This window comes from Nonomuraea sp. MTCD27, assembly GCF_041950495.1.
GTDB lineage: Bacteria > Actinomycetota > Actinomycetes > Streptosporangiales > Streptosporangiaceae > Nonomuraea.
In genome coordinates, this window is sequence record NZ_JBGNUW010000006.1 from 61492 (window position 1) to 77355 (window position 15864).

Annotated in this window: 13 protein-coding genes; 10 read left to right on the top strand and 3 right to left on the bottom strand. The window is 72.8% G+C overall.

Annotated elements, in window-relative coordinates:
- Positions 1 to 67 precede the first annotated feature (67 nt).
- The 5 genes from ACBJ59_RS19240 (at position 68) to ACBJ59_RS19260 (ending at position 5557) form a co-directional block, all read left to right on the top strand.
- On the top strand, positions 68 to 676 hold the full coding sequence (locus tag ACBJ59_RS19240; RefSeq protein WP_375111576.1) for a dihydrofolate reductase family protein: 609 nt from the start codon (positions 68 to 70) through the stop codon (positions 674 to 676).
- Positions 677 to 679: 3 nt separating this feature from the next.
- Positions 680 to 1267: a dihydrofolate reductase family protein gene (locus tag ACBJ59_RS19245; RefSeq protein WP_375111577.1), complete on the top strand. Its 588-nt coding sequence runs from the start codon at positions 680 to 682 to the stop codon at positions 1265 to 1267.
- A 290-nt stretch (positions 1268 to 1557) separates the two neighbouring features.
- Positions 1558 to 2196, top strand: coding sequence for an HNH endonuclease family protein (locus ACBJ59_RS19250; RefSeq protein ID WP_375111578.1), 639 nt, complete (start codon positions 1558 to 1560; stop codon positions 2194 to 2196).
- 133 nt (positions 2197 to 2329) lie between these two features.
- The gene (locus tag ACBJ59_RS19255) at positions 2330 to 4861 is read left to right on the top strand and encodes a hypothetical protein (RefSeq protein WP_375111579.1); all 2532 of its coding nucleotides are present in this window, start codon (positions 2330 to 2332) and stop codon (positions 4859 to 4861) included.
- Between the two features lie 9 nt (positions 4862 to 4870).
- Positions 4871 to 5557, top strand: a complete 687-nt coding sequence (locus ACBJ59_RS19260; protein WP_375111580.1) for a TetR/AcrR family transcriptional regulator — start codon at positions 4871 to 4873, stop codon at positions 5555 to 5557.
- A 119-nt stretch (positions 5558 to 5676) separates the two neighbouring features.
- Here the strand turns inward: ACBJ59_RS19260 and ACBJ59_RS19265 are convergent, their stop codons facing one another.
- Positions 5677 to 6228: a hypothetical protein gene (locus ACBJ59_RS19265; protein ID WP_375111581.1), complete on the bottom strand. Its 552-nt coding sequence runs from the start codon at positions 6226 to 6228 to the stop codon at positions 5677 to 5679.
- Positions 6229 to 6287: 59 nt separating this feature from the next.
- Positions 6288 to 6821, bottom strand: coding sequence for a hypothetical protein (locus tag ACBJ59_RS19270; protein WP_375111582.1), 534 nt, complete (start codon positions 6819 to 6821; stop codon positions 6288 to 6290).
- A gap of 114 nt (positions 6822 to 6935) precedes the next feature.
- Between ACBJ59_RS19270 and ACBJ59_RS19275 the strand changes: the two genes are divergently transcribed.
- From ACBJ59_RS19275 to ACBJ59_RS19285, 3 genes are all read left to right on the top strand, one after another.
- The gene (locus tag ACBJ59_RS19275; protein ID WP_375111583.1) at positions 6936 to 7301 is read left to right on the top strand and encodes a hypothetical protein; all 366 of its coding nucleotides are present in this window, start codon (positions 6936 to 6938) and stop codon (positions 7299 to 7301) included.
- Positions 7302 to 7509: 208 nt separating this feature from the next.
- On the top strand, positions 7510 to 8730 hold the full coding sequence (locus ACBJ59_RS19280) for a hypothetical protein (protein WP_375111584.1): 1221 nt from the start codon (positions 7510 to 7512) through the stop codon (positions 8728 to 8730).
- A gap of 96 nt (positions 8731 to 8826) precedes the next feature.
- A complete protein-coding gene (locus ACBJ59_RS19285; protein ID WP_364123638.1) occupies positions 8827 to 9348 on the top strand; it encodes a snapalysin family zinc-dependent metalloprotease in 522 nt (173 codons plus the stop codon).
- A 190-nt stretch (positions 9349 to 9538) separates the two neighbouring features.
- On the opposite strand, the gene ACBJ59_RS19290 is transcribed toward ACBJ59_RS19285, so the two are convergent.
- Positions 9539 to 11980 (bottom strand): glycoside hydrolase family 3 N-terminal domain-containing protein, encoded by a 2442-nt coding sequence (locus tag ACBJ59_RS19290; protein ID WP_375111585.1) that lies wholly within the window; start codon positions 11978 to 11980, stop codon positions 9539 to 9541.
- 250 nt (positions 11981 to 12230) lie between these two features.
- Between ACBJ59_RS19290 and ACBJ59_RS19295 the strand changes: the two genes are divergently transcribed.
- Complete coding sequence (locus ACBJ59_RS19295; RefSeq protein ID WP_375111586.1) at positions 12231 to 13181, top strand: polysaccharide lyase family 1 protein; 951 nt, start codon at positions 12231 to 12233, stop codon at positions 13179 to 13181.
- Between the two features lie 116 nt (positions 13182 to 13297).
- Positions 13298 to 15766, top strand: coding sequence for a polysaccharide lyase 8 family protein (locus tag ACBJ59_RS19300; protein WP_375111587.1), 2469 nt, complete (start codon positions 13298 to 13300; stop codon positions 15764 to 15766).
- Positions 15767 to 15864 lie beyond the last annotated feature (98 nt).

Genomic DNA, 15864 nt, shown 5'->3' on the forward strand with positions numbered 1-15864 from the left:
GACGACACCCGCCCCACCGTGGCCGCCCGTCCGGCGCGGCGGCCACCTCTGACGAAGGAGCCGGAACATGCCGATCACCGACAGCAAGGTCGTCCTCTACATGTCCATGTCCCTGGACGGCTTCATCGCCGGCCCGGACGACAAAGTGGGTCGAGGACTCGGGACAGGCGGCGAGCGGCTGCACGACTGGGTGCCCGCGAGCGGCGGGGACCCGCGTTCGCGCCGGCCCGCCGACGGGGCCGGCGCCACCGTGTTCGACGAGCTGATGGCCACGGGCGCGGTGATCACCGGTCGGCGTACCTTCGAGCTCGCGGGCGGCTGGGCCGGTGACCACCACGACGGGGTCCCGATCTTCGTGCTGACCCGTGCCGCGCCCGGCGAGCCCGCGCCGGGGCACGCGCGATACGTCACCGACGGCATCGCGTCCTGCGTCGCGCAGGCCAGGGCCGCGGCCGGTGGCCGGGACATCCTGCTGCACGGCGCCGCGACCGCACGGGCGTGCCTTCGCGCCGGGCTGCTGGACGAGATGGAGCTGCAGCTGATCCCCGTGCTGCTCGGGCAGGGGCGGCGGCTGTTCGAGGACATGCCGCCCGACCACATCGAGCTCGAACCGCTCCGCGCCCTGGACGGGCCGGACGCCCTGCACCTGCGCTACCGCGTGCGATCGGAGGCCTGACCGATGGCGATCATCCGGCTGTACATGACCATGTCCCTGGACGGCTACGTCGCCGGGCCGGACGACAGCGCGGACGCGCCGCTGGGCATCGGCGGGTTCCGCCTGTTCGACTGGCTCGACCGGCGCGCCGAGCCGGGGCCGAGCGGCCAGGTGTTCAACGAGGCGATGTCCACCCGTGCCGTCGTCTCGGGCCGCCGTACGTACGAGCTGGCCGGCCGCTGGCAGGGCGACCACCACGACGGCGTACCGATCTTCATGCTGACCCACGACGTCCCGGACGACCCGCCGCCCGGCAGCGTCCGCTACGTCACCGACGTGGTCGAGTGCGCCGAGCAGGCGCGCGCGGCCGCCGGGGACGGCGACGTGATGGTGCACGGCGCCGGAGCGGCCCAGGCGCTGCTGCGCGCCGGGCAGCTCGACGAGCTGGAGCTGCACGTCGTACCGGTCCTGCTCGGGCAGGGGCGGCGGCTGTTCGACAACCTGCCGGCGGAGCGCGTGGAGCTCGACCTGGTCCGCCGGTTGAGCACGCCCGATACCGAGGCGCCCGCGCAGCGCGTCACGCACCTGCGCTACCGCGTCCGCCGCCCGTGACCCCGTGCCGTCGCCGCCCGTCGCCGCCCGTCGCCTCCCGTCGTGCGACGGCACCACCCTGTCGCACCGCCCTTCTGACCCGCCGGTGAACGCCGTCCCAACCTTGACGGACTCACCGGTAGCGCCATGACGACCAATGTCAGGAATCGATCAACACCTTCCCGGCAGCTCGGCAAACCTGGCCATATATGGACCAAGCGGACGCTGGCACCGTCGAGATGCCCGCCCTCCTCGCTCCCTGACCGGTAGTTGCGCCGGTCCGAGGACGGCGGCAGAAGGGCCGATCCCCCATGCATCGCGACCGCGCGTTACCCGCTGCCCTGACGCTCGCCTGCACCGCCGCCCTGACCCTGACGATCAGCACCCAGCCCGCCGCCGCCATCCCCCCGAACATCCCCTCCGCCTCCACCGCCGCCTCCCGCCTGGCCGCGCTGACGGTGTCCGCCGAGTCGCACGGCAGCACGTACAACCGGGACCTGTTCCCGCACTGGACCACCGTCAGCGGCACCTGCAACACCCGCGAGGAGGTGCTCAAGCGGGACGGCACCGGCGTCGTGACGGACTCCTCCTGCGCGGCCACCTCCGGCTCCTGGTACAGCCCGTACGACGGCGCCACCTGGACCGCCGCGAGCGACGTGGACATCGACCACATGGTCCCCCTGGCCGAGGCGTGGGCCTCGGGCGCGTGGTCCTGGACCACCTCCCGCCGCCAGCAGTTCGCCAACGACCTGGGCGGGCCGCAGCTGTGGGCCGTGACGGACAACGTCAACCAGTCGAAGTCGGACCAGGACCCGGCGCAGTGGCAGCCGCCGCGCACGGCCGAGCGCTGCCGGTACGCCCGCGCCTGGATCCAGGTCAAGTGGTACTGGGGCCTGACCACCGACAGCGCCGAGAAGTCGGCTCTGAACAGCATGCTCTCGACCTGCTGATACCCGCCACCGGGACCCGGCCGGCATGGCCGGGCCGGGTCCCGGTGCGGCGAGGTTCCGGCGACCCCCGTCGCTGGATCACAATTTGCACACATCAAACGACAGAGAGCGACCAAGCGGTAAAGATGTCGCCGTGCCCTTCCGAAAGCCCCGATGGCAGACCGTCACCGTCGTAATGGTCGGCGTGGCGCTGGCCTCCCTGGTCGTCCTGGTCGTCACCGCGGTGCGGCCCGAGGCCGAGGTCAGCCTCGCCGACGCCGTCGCCGTCCTGGTGGCCGCCGCCACGGCCGTGGTCGCGACGGCCGTCTGGAGCCACCGCTCGGCCACGACCGCCCCGACCCGCGCCGAGGCGGACGCCGCCGCCCAGGAACTGGCCGAGCTGGTCGATCGCCAGTGGCGGGCGGAAGCGCGCCACCGCCTCCTCCACGACCCCGAGCCGATCCCGGTCCTCTGGCGGCTCACCGCCGACGAGAAGGTGATGAGCCCGGCCCGGCTGGTCACCGGCACGGCGGAGCCGGCGACCTTCACCGGCAGCGCGACCGACATCGCCGCCCTCGCCCGCGCCTTCCAGGCGCTGCCCCGGCACTGCCTGGTCATCACCGGCGGCCCCGGCATGGGCAAGACCACCCTGGCCGTGCAACTGCTGCTGCAACTCCTGGCCACCCGCGCGGCCGACCTCGCCGGGGCGGAGCCCGGCGAGGTCGTGCCCGTGCCGGTGCTGCTGCCGGTCAGCGGATGGGACGTCGACGCGTACCCCCGCCTGCACGACTGGCTGGCGGTGCGGCTGGCCCAGGACTACCCGTCGCTGGCGGGCGCGCGAGCGCGCTCCATACCGGCGGGCGTGCGGACGGGCCCCCTGGGCGTCCGGGTCCGCCGCCGCCTCGGGACCGCGGCCACGCTCGCGTACGACGGTCACATCCTGCCCGTCCTGGACGGCCTGGACGAGATCGGCGGGAGCGCCCGCGCCAAGGTGATCAGTGCGCTCAACGCCTCGCTCACCTCCCGCGACCAGCTCATCCTGACCAGCCGGAGCGTCGAGTTCGGCACCGCCGTCCGCCAGGCGGGCCGCCCGCTGACGGGCGCCGCGGTCATCGCGCCCAAGCGCCTGAGCCCCGAGACGGCCGCGGGCTACCTGCGAGACTGCCTGCCCGCCACGCCCACGGAGCCCTGGCAGAAGGTGCTGGCCGCGCTGTCCGCGCGTGCCGCGCCGGGCCTGACCGCGCTGGCCGGCACTCCCCTGGGCCTGTGGCTGATCCGCACCGTCTACGTCGCGCCCGGCGCCGACCCCTCGCCGCTGACCGGCCACGTGGGGGCCGACCTCGGCACGCTCCGTACCCACCTGCTGGACCGCCTCATCCCCGCGCTGATCGAGACCCGCCCGCCCAGCGCCGACCCCGCCGACCACTTCCGGCCCCGCCGCCGCCTCGACCCGGACGACGTACGCCGCCACCTGGGACACCTCGCCCGCCACTTCCACGCCACCCGGGACATCGCCTGGTGGCGCATCGCCCGCACCGCGCCCCGGTTCCCGCTCGTGGCCTGGCCGGTGATCTGGGTCTCGACCGTGATCGTGTGCATGGCGCTGTGCGCGCTCGTGTCCGGGGTGGCGGCCGGCGTGGTGCCGGGGCCGGGGACCGGGCCGCTGTTCGGGATGTTCACCGGGCTGATCGACGGGTCGGTCATCGGCCTGGGGTTCGGGCTCGCGATCGGCGTGGCGGCCCTGCTCGGGACGGCACGCGACCGACGGGCCGGGAGCGGCGGCCGAACGGTCGGGAGCGGCCGGACGAGCCGGGGTGCCCGCCTGCGCTCGCTCGCGCGTCATGTCGGGGTGCGGCTCGCGGCCGGGGCCACGTTCGGGCTGGTGTTCGGGGCGATCATCACCCTGGTCGACTCGTTGCTCACCGGGCTGCTCCTCGGGATCAGCACCGGCTTCGCGGTGGCGCTGGCGATCCACGGTTCGTGGCTGGACGAGACGCCCGGCCACGCGGACCTCCGCCTGCGCCGGCGAGGGGCCATCACCGCTCTGGGCCGGGGCCTCGCGCACGGCCTGGTGTTCGGGCTGACAGCCGGGATGGCGTTCGGGCTGGTGCTCTTCGTGGCGATCGGCGTGCTGATCGGGATGACGGACCCGCTCACCCACGGGCTGCCGTTCGCCCTCAGGGGCGGCCTGGTCTTCGGGCTGGTCTTCGGGGTCGCCGTCGGCCTGATCAAGTGGGCGGAGCAGCCGAAGCTCGTCTCCTTCAGCACGCCCCGCAGCACCTGGCGCGCCGACAGGACGCTCACGCTCTTCCGCGGGGTGGCGATCTCGCTGATGTTCGGGCTGGTGATGGCCCTGACCGCGGGGCTCTGGCTGCGGGAGGGGACCACCACCTCCGTCGCGGTGATGACGGAAGTGGTGATCGAGGGCGGCCTGCAGTTCGGGCTGGTGTACGGGCTCGTCGCCGGCCGGCACCATGCCTGGCTGGCGTGCCTCGTGGCCATGGTCCGCCTGGCCGTCACGGGGCGGCTGCCCTGGCGCGTCATGCGCTTCCTCGACGACGTGCACCGGCTCGGCCTGCTGCGCACGGTGGGCCCGGTCTACCAGTTCCGCCACGCCGACCTGCACGACCACCTCGCCGCCACCGCCCCGACCCGCCGTCACCGCCGACCGTCCGGCACCCGCTAGGTTGTCCTCATGCCGCGCGACACGTTGACCCGGGAGCAGATCGTCCGGGCCGCGGTGGCGGTGCTGGACGCGGAGGGCGTCCACGGCCTGAACATGCGACGCCTGGGCACCCAGCTCGGGGCGGCGGCCACGGCGATGTACTGGCACGTCAAGAGCAAGGACGAGCTGGTCGTGCTGGCCGCCGACCACGTGTGGGGCGAGATCGAGCTGCCGGATCCCGCCGCGATCGGCTGGCGGGCGGCCGCGGCCGCGCTGGCCGCCGGCGCCCACGGCATGATCAGCCGGCACTTCTGGATCGTGCCCGCCATGAGCACCCACCTCGTGTACGGCCCCGGCAAGGCCCGCTACGACGACCACTGCCTGGCCGTCTACGAAACCGCCGGGTTCGCCCCCGCCGACGCCGACCAGGCGGCGGCCACGGTGCTCATGTTCGTGGTCGGCGCCGCCCACGGCGAGGCCGGTGAGCTGGCCTGGCGCGCCCGGTTGCGCCGGACCGGGGCGGACGAGGAGCAGCAGTTGCGCGACACCGTCGCGCGGATCGAGGAGATAGCGCAGCAGTTCCCCCACCTGCGCGCCCGCACCATGCCGTCGGTGTACGAGGCCGCGGCCCTCCCGGACGAGGACACGTTCGCGTTCGGCCTGAACGCCATCCTCGACGGCCTGGAAGCCCGGCTGGCCGCCGGCGGCACGCCCTGACGGCCGACGGCCAAGGCAGCCGCCCCCAGTCCGTTCTCCCATCCCCGCTCGCCGGCCGGCTCGCGATCGAGCGCCTCATGCGGGGACGCGAACCATCGGTCGGCGGCCCGGAGCACGCGCTAACCGCCGAAGTACACGCCGGCGGCGGGGGTGGCCAGCAGGACGATCACCAGCAACGAGCCCAGGGTGGTGAGCGCGAAACGGATCAGGATCACGGGCCGGAGCCAGGCGGGGAACGCCCGCGCGGCCGCGTCCGCCACGGCCCCGCCGTCGAGACCCCGTACGGCCGGATCGGCCGACCGCCGGAGAACGGCCACGACGACCCGGCGGGCGAACACCTGGCTGCCGGTTACCAGCCCCCCGCCGGTGAGCAGCAGCCCGGCGGCACCCCACGACAGGATCCGTCCAGCACTGACACCGCCCAGGACGAGCCCGCCCAGCGCGAGCAGCACCACCGCGATGGACACCGGGAACATCAACTCCAGCACGCTCTCCGCGAACTTGATCCGATGCTTCGCCAGAGCCTCGGCCGGAACTCCGTGCCTGGCCAGGACCCCTTCGGCGGCGCGCTGTACGCGGTCCCCGTGGGTGTGGACGGCGAGCGGGACGGCGAGAAAGGTCGCCGCGAGCAGAAACTGCAACGTCGCGGCGACGACGACGGGAACCGGCATGTGAAGAGCCTCCTGGGCGACGACATCTGACTTGAACTTTGTTCAAGCAAGTCCCGACCCTAGGCCGTACTTGAACAATGTGCAAGTAGTTGACCGCCGGAGCCGTCGCGGGCGCTGGCGCGTTCGAGGGAGTCGTGGAAGTCGGGGTCGTCGTAGGCGACCAGCTCCACCCGGCTGGTCAGGCCGTAGAGGCGCTCCTCGCTGAGGCGGGCGATCTGCGGGGTGAGGCGGGACTGCGCCCAGCCGGCCCCGGCCTGCGTCGCCGTGCGCAGCACCGCCGCCGCGCCGACCAGCGCCAGGCTGGGCAGCGCCGCCACCACGCGGTCGGGCGTCGGGCCCTCGCTGAACAGGGCGGTCAGCACGCCGGTGGTGGCCAGCAGGCCGAACGCGGTGAACACACCGCCGAGCAGGTTGAGCACGACCGTGGCCACCGCGTCGCGCGGGCTCGCCTGCCAGGCCATCCGCAGCGCCTGGGAGACGAGCGAGGGCAGCCTCCTGGCGATGGCCAGGAAGCCCACCTCCGCCATCTTGTCGGTGTGGGCGTACCAGTCGGGGACGGAGATCTCGCCGAGTTCCAGCGGCTCGTTCTGCATGCACTGAGTGTGCGCGCGGATACCTACAGTTTTGAGTGGCGCGAGGGGGCGGATCCGGTGGAACGAGATGGAACGCCTCCAAGGCGAGGCTTTCGACCCCGGAAGGAGTCACACATGTCGTCGACGGACGAACCGCGACGGGAGCTCAAGAAGGAGTTCCCCTGGGGGTACGGCGTCCTGTGCGTGCTGGCCACCACGCTGATGGCCGCGCTCATGACGCAGCAGCGCGGCCTCGTGCCGGGGATCGTGGCCGGGGCGGCGATCGGCGCGATGACGCTGCCCTCCGTCGTGTCCACCGCGCACGCCAACGCCTGGGCCGCCCGCCGCCCCCTGATCGGCGCGGCGATGTACACCGTGGCCTTCTTCCTGGTGTTCTCGCTGTTCCCGGGCTACACGCTGATCCACTCGGCGGCGGTGGGCGTGGTGGCGGGCGTGCTGTTCGGCCTGTTCCTGTACGTACGCAACCGCCGCAGCACGTGAACCCCGGTCGACAAGGGGCTGTCATGTAAGTTTCACGGCTTGTTGACGACCCGATTTGAACGTTGCAATACTCCGCACGAATCAGCCGCCGCATTGCCCCGGTTCGCCATCCCACTCGCGCACGTCATCCCAGGTCAGACGCTTGACGCTTAATGAATCGATTCAGCGGCCGGGGACAGGTGGCCCACCCCCACCACAGGAGCGGAGTATGCGAAGCACCAGCAAGCGCCGGATCGCCCTCACGGCCGGGCTCACCGCGATGGCGCTCATGACGGCCGGTCTGTCCGGCGCCGCGGCGCAGGGCCGTACCGGCGGCTCCGGGACCGGAGGCTCAGGCACCGGCAGCTCGGGGACCGGCGCGACGGGCGCGCGGACGCTGGCGTGCGGCGACGGCTCGTACAACGCGGAGGCGGTGCTCAGCGGCAGCACCTGGACCGCCCGCAACGGCGGCAGGACCGTCTACACCGGCACCAGCATGCTCTCGGCCATGCAGGCCGCCGTGGGCAGCCTCACCGCGGGCCGCACCGCCAAGCAGCGGGTCGTGGTGCGCGGCTCGGGCTCGATGAGCGCCGGCTCGCGGCTGTCCCTGCCGAGCTACACGGTCCTGGACGTCTGCGGCACCGTCAACGTGACCGGCTCCGGCTCCGGCGACCAGGCCGTCGTGTACGCCAGGGGCGTGACGGACGTCGAGGTCCAGCACCTGAACGTCACCGGCGCCCCGCTGTACGGCATCTTCGTGCGCAACGGCGTCAACATCACGCTCGGCCAGATCGACATGCGCCTGTCGGGCGGCCTGGGCATCCGGATCGACAACCACGGCGACCGCAGCGTCCGCACCAGGAACGTACGCGTCGACAACGTCTACGTCTCGGGCACCGGCACCCACGGCGTGGAGACGTACGGCGTGGACGGCCTCACCGTCGGCACCGTCACCGCCCGCAACACCGGCCACTCCGGCCTGCTGCTGAACGACACCGTCAACGCCACGGTGAACACGGTGGACGCCCAGGGCGCAGGCACCGGCACCGGCTACGCCGCCTTCCGCATGGCCAACAGGAACGGCCGGATCGGCAGCGGCTACCCCACCAACATCCGTGTCAACCAGGTGATCGCGCGCGGCGGTGGACGCGGCGTCTTCTGCGTCTCGGAGAGCGGCGGGGCGGTCATCAACCGCGTGGACATCGCGCAGACCGGCAACAACGCCATCCTCATCGAGAACTGCTACAACGTGAACATCGCCGCCCAGAGCGGCACCGTGACCGGCCCCGGCGACATCCGGCTGGCGGCCCGCTCGGAGTTCCCGAACACCTCGGACATCGTCATCCAGAACCTGACGGTGACCAACTCCGCCATCACGGAGAACCCGTGCGGCGTCAACACGACCTTCAGGAACAACACGCTCGTCAACAGCCGGCAGACCATCTGCTGAGGCCATATCACCGTGATAGGGGCAATCTGACACCTCTCCGGGAGTCACGGGGTGCGCATACCGTCACAGCACCCCCTAACTCCCGGAGGAGGATCCGTGTCAAGACCCCTTCGCTTCATCCTCTCCGTCGCCCTCAGCCTGGCGTTCCTGTGCGTCACCGCGCCCGCGCAGGCCACCGCCCTGGTCACGGTGCTCAGGTACGACGCCTCCAGAGCGGCCGAGTTCGTCACCACGGTGGACCAGGCCGCCCAGGTCTGGAACTCCAGCGTGGTCAACGTCCGGCTCGTCCGGGGCACCCCGGCCCACTTCGTCGTGTACGCCGACAACGGCTGGCCCCGGGCCCTGCCCACCAGCCTGGGCCGCGGCACGATCTGGATGGGCCGGCAGGCCGTCAACCAGGGCTACGACCGGTTACGGATCGCCACCCACGAGATCGGCCACATCCTGGGCCTGCCCGACCGGCGCACCGGGCGCTGCTCCGACCTGATGTCCGGCTCGAGCGCCCCGGTGAGCTGCACCAACGCGACCCCCAGCGCCGCCGAACGGGCCGAGGTGGACGCCAACTTCGCCGGCGGCACCCCACAGGTCGACTTCGGCCGCCTGCACGTGAACCGCTGACCCGGGCCCCGCCCCGAAGCGACCCACCCACCGCACGCGCCCGGCTGCGGTGCAAGAGCGGCGGGTGGGTTCAGGGGTGGCGGGCGACCGGCCACCCCGGCCCGCCCGCCACCCCTCACAGCGCCGCCCCCAACCGCGCGGGCAGCGCGGGGCCGCCCCGCCGCCCCTCACGGCGCCGCCCCGTCGCCGACTACGTGCAGGTGTAGCCGGAAGGCAGGGCGGTGCTGGTGTTCGGGCGGCTGGCCTGGAAGCCGAAGGAGGTGGTGGCGCCGGCGCTCAGGGAGCCGTTGTGCGGGGCGTTGCGGGCCGTGACGGTCTGGCCGGTCACCGTCAGGGTGGCGTTCCAGTGGCCGGTGAGCGTGTGGCCGGCGGGCAGGGTGAACGTGACCGTCCAGCCGTTCCGCGCCGACGTGCCGGTGTTGGTCACGGTCGCCTGGATGACGTACCCGTTGCCCCACTGGCTCTGCGCGGACGGGGCGACGGTGCAGCCGCCCGTGCCGCCCCCGCCGGTCGTCAACGTCACCGTGCCCGAGCGGGGCGAGCGGTTGCCGGCCGCGTCCTTGGCGTACACGGCGAAGGTGTAGGACGTGTTCGCCGCCAGGCCCGTGAGCGCGGCCGAGGCGGTCGCGGACGAGGCCGCCGCCGTCTCGGCCGTCCCCTGGACGCGCACCACGTCGTAGCCGGTCACGCCCACGTCGTCGGTGGCGGCGGCCCAAGTGAGGGTGGCCGAGGAGGAGGTGACGGCGGAGGCGACCGGCGTGCCGGGGGCGGTGGGCGGGCTGGTGTCGTCGCCCGTGGGCTCGTACGCCAGCCCGTACCCCTGCGCGAACAGCGGCGTCTTGCCGTCGCCCGCGTTGATCGGCTGCTGGGAGGCGGCGCTCATCCAGGTCATGGGCAGCTTGCCGGTCGGCTGCACGGCCCCGAACAACACGTCGGCGACGCCCTGCCCCTCGGTGCCCGGCAGCCAGGCGGCGACCAGGGCGTTCCAGCCGGACAGCTGGGAGGCGATGTCCAGGGGCCGGCCGGAGACGAGCACCACGACGACCGGCACGCCGGCGGCGCGCAGGGTGGCGATGGTGTTCAGGTCGGTGGTGTCCAGGCCCAGGCCGCCGGGGCGGTCGCCCTCGCCCTCGGCGTACGGGGTCTCGCCGACGACCGCGATCGCCACGCGGTAGGAGCCGTCGATCCCGCTGCCGTCCCGGCTGTAGGTGACGGTCGCGCCGGACCCGACGGTGTTCCTGATGCCCTGGAGGATCGTGGTGCCGGGGGTGATGTTCCCGGACGAGCCCTGCCAGGAGACCGTCCAGCCGCCGCTCTGGTTGCCGATGTCGTCCGCGCTCTTGCCCGCCACGAAGATCTTGCCGCCGGTCCTGGCGAGGGGCAGCAGGCCGCCGGCGTTCTTCAGCACGACCTGCGACCTGGCCACCGCCTCGCGGGCCAGCGCCCGGTGCGCGGAGCTGCCCACGCCCGCCGTGTACGACCGGTCGGTGAGCGGCTTCTCGAACAGCCCGAGCTCGAACTTCTTGGTCAGCACGCGCCGCACCGCGTCGTCCACCCGTGCCGTGCTGACCCGTCCGGCCTGCACCTCGGCGCGCAGGAGGTCGATGAAGCGCCGCCAGTCGGTGGGCACCATGGCCATGTCGATGCCGGCGTTCACGGCGGTGCGCACGTCGAGGGCGGACATGCCCGGGGCGCCGTCGATCTGGTCGATGCCGTTCCAGTCGGAGACCACGAAACCGTCGAAGCCCAGCTCGCCCTTGAGCACCGTGGTGATCAGGTACTGGTGGCCGTGCAGCTTGGTGCCGTTCCAGCTGCTGAACGAGATCATGACCGAGCCCACGCCGCGCTCCACGGCGGCCTCGAACGGCGGCAGGTGGACGGCCCGCAGCTCCGCCTCGGAAAGTTGCGTGTCGCCCTGGTCGGTGCCGCCGGTGGTGCCGCCGTCGCCGAGGTAGTGCTTGGCGGTGGCCAGCACGGAGGCGGGCCCGTTCAGCGCCGTGCCCTGCAGGCCGGTCACGATCGAGGCCATCGACGAGGGCAGGTCCGGCGTCTCGCCGAAGGACTCGTACGTACGCCCCCAGCGGTCGTTGCGCGCCACGCACAGGCAGGGCGCGAAGTTCCAGTCGATCCCGGTGCCGGCCACCTCCTCGGCCACGGCCCGCCCGATCCGCTGGGCCAGGGCGGGGTCGCGGGTGGCGCCGAGGCCGATGTTGTGCGGGAAGATCGTGGCGCCGACGACGTTGTTGTGCCCGTGCACGGCGTCCACGCCGTAGACGAGAGGGATGCCCAGCGGCGTGGCCAGGGCCGCGTTCTGGAACCTGTCGTACATGTCCGCCCAGCCGGTCGCGGTGTTGGGCGACGGCGCCGAGCCGCCGCCGGACAGCACGGAGCCGAGCCGGTAGGCGGTGATGTCGGAGTCGCTGACCGAGCCGCGCTCGGCCTGCGTCATCTGCCCCAGCTTCTCGTCCTGCGACATCCGGGACATGAGGTCGGCGACCCGGGTCGGGACGGGTAGGGCGGGGTCCTGGTAGGGGAAGGCGGCCATGGCGGTCGCCGGGGGCGCGAACAGGCTCGCCGCGACGAGCGCCAGCGCCGCCGCCCTGCTCGTCCATCTTCTGCTGGGGTTGCTCATCGCAGGCTGCTCCGGCTCGGCTCGAAGGGGTTTGGGAGCGCTCCCACAAGCACTCTAGGCGCCATCCCGCGACTTTCCCGGCCCCGCCGTCCGCCCCCTTCCGGACGACCTCCCGCACCAGCGGAAACGAGCCGCGAGCCGGTGAAACTTTCATCGCCGCTTTACCGCTTTCGAGACGATGTCGATAATGCGCTCAGGAAAGCGCTTTCCGAAGGACCGACCGACAGTTCCCCAGCGAGCGGAGAGCACCATGCCCTCGAGATGGATGGCCGCCCTGGCAGTGGCCGCCGCCCTCGTCCTGCACCCCCTCGGCGCGGAGGCGGCGGCCGACGCGCCGACCGGGTTCGCGGCCGTCAACGCGCTCGGCCAGAACGGCACCACCGGCGGCGCCGGCGGCCGGACCGTGACCGCCACGAACGCCGAGCAGTTCCTGGAGTACATCGACAGCCTCGAACCCCTGGTCATCCAGGTCTCCGGCACGATCGCGATCACCAGCAAGCAGGGGGTGCGCCCCAACAAGACCATCGAGGGCGTCGGGAACACCGGGCACATCACCGGCGGCGGCCTGGACTTCTACCGGTCGTACAACGTGATCGTCCGCAACCTCCGCTTCACGGACGCCGAGGACGACGCGGTCAACATCGGCCAGCAGTCGCACCACATCTGGATCGACCACAACACCTTCTCCGGCGCGGTGGACGGATCGGTGGACATCGTGCGGGGCGCCGACTACGTCACGGTCTCGTGGAACCACTTCGACCACGCCGACAAGGCGATGCTGATCAGCCACTCCGACGGCGCCGCCGGCACCGACGTGGGTCACCTCAAGGTGACGATCCATCACAACTTCTTCGACCACAGCCGCCAGCGGCACCCGCGCATCAGGTTCGGCGAGCCGGTGCACGTCTACAACAACTACTTCCTCGGCAACGAGCTGTACGGCGTGGCCTCCACGGAGAACGCCGGGGCCGTGGTCGAGGGCAACTACTTCGAGAACGTGCCGCACCCGCTCTACTCGGCCGGCGGGTACGCCGACAGCGGCCCCGGCCGGGCCGTGCAGCGCAACAACATCTTCGTCAACTCCGGCACCCCCGAGGTGGCCGGAACCGTGGTCGAGCCGCGCACGTACTACGGATACACCGTCGATCCGCCGCAGAACGTCCCAGCGGCGGTGCGAGCGGGCGCCGGAGCCCGCCTATAGGGCATGAATCGGTCAGTAGTCGATCAATGCCCTTGACGTCGGCCCCGCTTGCGGGGTGATCGCTCTATATCGTCCCCGATGTCCGCAAGTAAGCACGATCGGCCTCGGGGGTCCTCATGGCGGGTGGATGGACGCGGCGCGCGCTCCTGCGTGCCGCGGGCGGGGCGGCGCTGGTCCCGGGGCTGCCCGCCCAGGCCACGGCGAAGGCCACGGCGAAGGCCACGGAAGCGGGCGCCCCGAAGTACGCGGAGCTGCGGGCGAGGTGGCGGACGCTGCTGCTCGGGGACGGCTTCGACCGGAAAACGGAGCCGTACCGGAGCCGGCTGGCCGAGCTGGGCCGGGCGGCTGCGGGCCACCGCGCGCGGATGACCCCCGAGCGGGGCGCGCTCTGGCGCGGCCTGGGATACGCGGGCTCGGACGAGCTGCCGCACGTGTCGTCGGGGCACCTGTACGAGAGCTTCACCAGGCTGCGCGTCATGGCCGAGGCGTACGCGCAGCCCGGCACCGGCGTGACCGGCCAGACCGAGCTGGGCCGGGCCGTGCTCGCGGGCCTGGACCACCTGCTCGCCGACGTGTACCACCCGGGCACCACCGCGTACGGGAACTGGTGGCACTGGCGGATCGGCGGCCCGCAGGCGCTGCTGGACACGGCGGTGCTGATGTCCGGGCGGCTGACGGAACGCCGGGCGGACGCCTGCTGCGCGGCGGTGGACGCGTTCGTCCCGGAGTCGGCGGTGGCCCGATACGAGGGCAACAGCACGGGCGCCAACCGGGTCGACCTGTGCCGCGTGCTGGCACTGCGCGGGGTCCTCGGGGGCGAGGGCGCGCGGATCCAGCTGGCCAGGAACGCGCTGGCCCCGGTGTTCGTCCCGGTCACCTCGGGCGACGGCTTCCACGCCGACGGCTCCTTCCTCCAGCACTCCTGCGTGCCGCACGTCGGCGGCTACGGCGCGGTGCTGCTGGGCGGGCTCGGGATGCTGGCCGCGCTGCTGCGCGGCTCGGACTGGGACCTGAACGGGCCGGAGCTGCGGGCGTTCCTCGGCGTGGTGGAGCGGGCGGTGCCGCCGTTCGTGTACAACGGGCTGGTCATGGACAACGTGGCCGGGCGCGGCATCAGCCGCGGCGGGTCGCCGGGCCGGCCGGACGACCACCGGCGCGCGCACGGCCTGCTCGCCTCGATGGCGCTGCTGGCCGACGCCATGGACGATGCCTCGGGTGATGCCGCGGACGATGCCTCGGGTGATGCCGCGGGCAAGGAGCGCGCGGAGCGCTGGCGGGCCATGGTCAAGGGCTGGCTGGAGCGCGGCCGGCCGGTGGCCGACAACCGGTCCCTGGGCATCGCCCGCGTGGCGCGGCTCCGGGCCGTGGCCGCCGCGAAGGTCCAGGCGGCGGCCGAGCCGGTGGAGCACCGGCTGTTCCCCGGCATGGACCGGGCCACCCACCGGCGGCCGGGCTGGGCGGCCTCGGTGAGCATGGCGTCGCGGCGGGTGGCGCACTACGAGTACGGCAACGGGGAGAACGCGCGCGGCTGGCACACGGGGGCCGGCTGGTTGTCGTGGTGGGGGGACGGGTTCGGGGAGGAGCAGTACGCGGACGCGTTCTGGGCGACCGCGGACCCGTACCGGCTGCCCGGGGTCACGGTCTCCACCAAACGCCTGGCGGACGGGGAGGGCGGCGAGTGGACGTTGCCCCGGCCGGACGCGGCGTGGGCAGGTGGCGCGACGGACGGGGAGTTCGCCGCGGTGGGGCAGGACCTGCGGGGGCTGGGCGGCACGCTGGCGGCCAGGAAGGCGTGGTTCTTCCTGGACGACTGCGTGGTGTGCCTGGGCGCGGGCATCACGTGCGCGGACGGGGTGCCGGTGGAGACGGTCGTGGACAACCGCAACCTGGGCGCGCGCGGCAGCGCCTTCGTCCGCGTGGACGGTGAGCCGGCGGGCGCCGCCCCGGGACGGCCGGCGCGGCGGCCCGGCGTCTCCTGGGCCCACGTCATGGGGCACGCCGGGTACGTCTTCCTCTCCCCCGCCGACCTGAACTTCCTGCTCGAGGAGCGGACAGGCTCCTGGCGCGACGTCAACGCCGGCGGCTCCCCCGCCCCGATCACCCGCCGGTACCTGACCATGTGGCTCGACCACGGCCCCGACCCGGCCGGCGCCTCCTACGCGTACGCGCTGATGCCCGGCGCCAACGTGGAGACCACCCGCGCCCGCGCGGTGGACGGCCGGGTGGAGGTCCTGGCCAACACGGCGGCCGTGCAGGCGATCAGGGTCCCGGAGCTGGGCCTGACCGCGGCGAACTTCTGGGCCCCCGGCCGGGCCGGCGGGATCTCGGTGAGCGCTCCCGCATGCGTGCTGGTCCGCGAGCGGTCCGACGGCACCGCCCTGCTGTGCGTCTCCGACCCGCCGCGTCAGGCGGCCGCGCTCGCCGTCACCTGGGAGCACCCGGTGCGCGCCGTGGTCTCCGCGCCGCCGGTCGTCACCGCCACCACAACGGGCCGGTCCTTGGGCCTGACGTTCGCCGACCTCCGGGGTACGGCCGGCGCCACCCAGTCGATCACCGTTGCCCTTGCTCCACCAGGAATTGAATGACATGCCGGTTTTTCGGGGAAATTGAGCGCTTGCAAATGCCTTTAAGTGGCGTGGGGATTACCAGAAAGTCCCTCCGGCGAAATTCACTGCGTTTATTC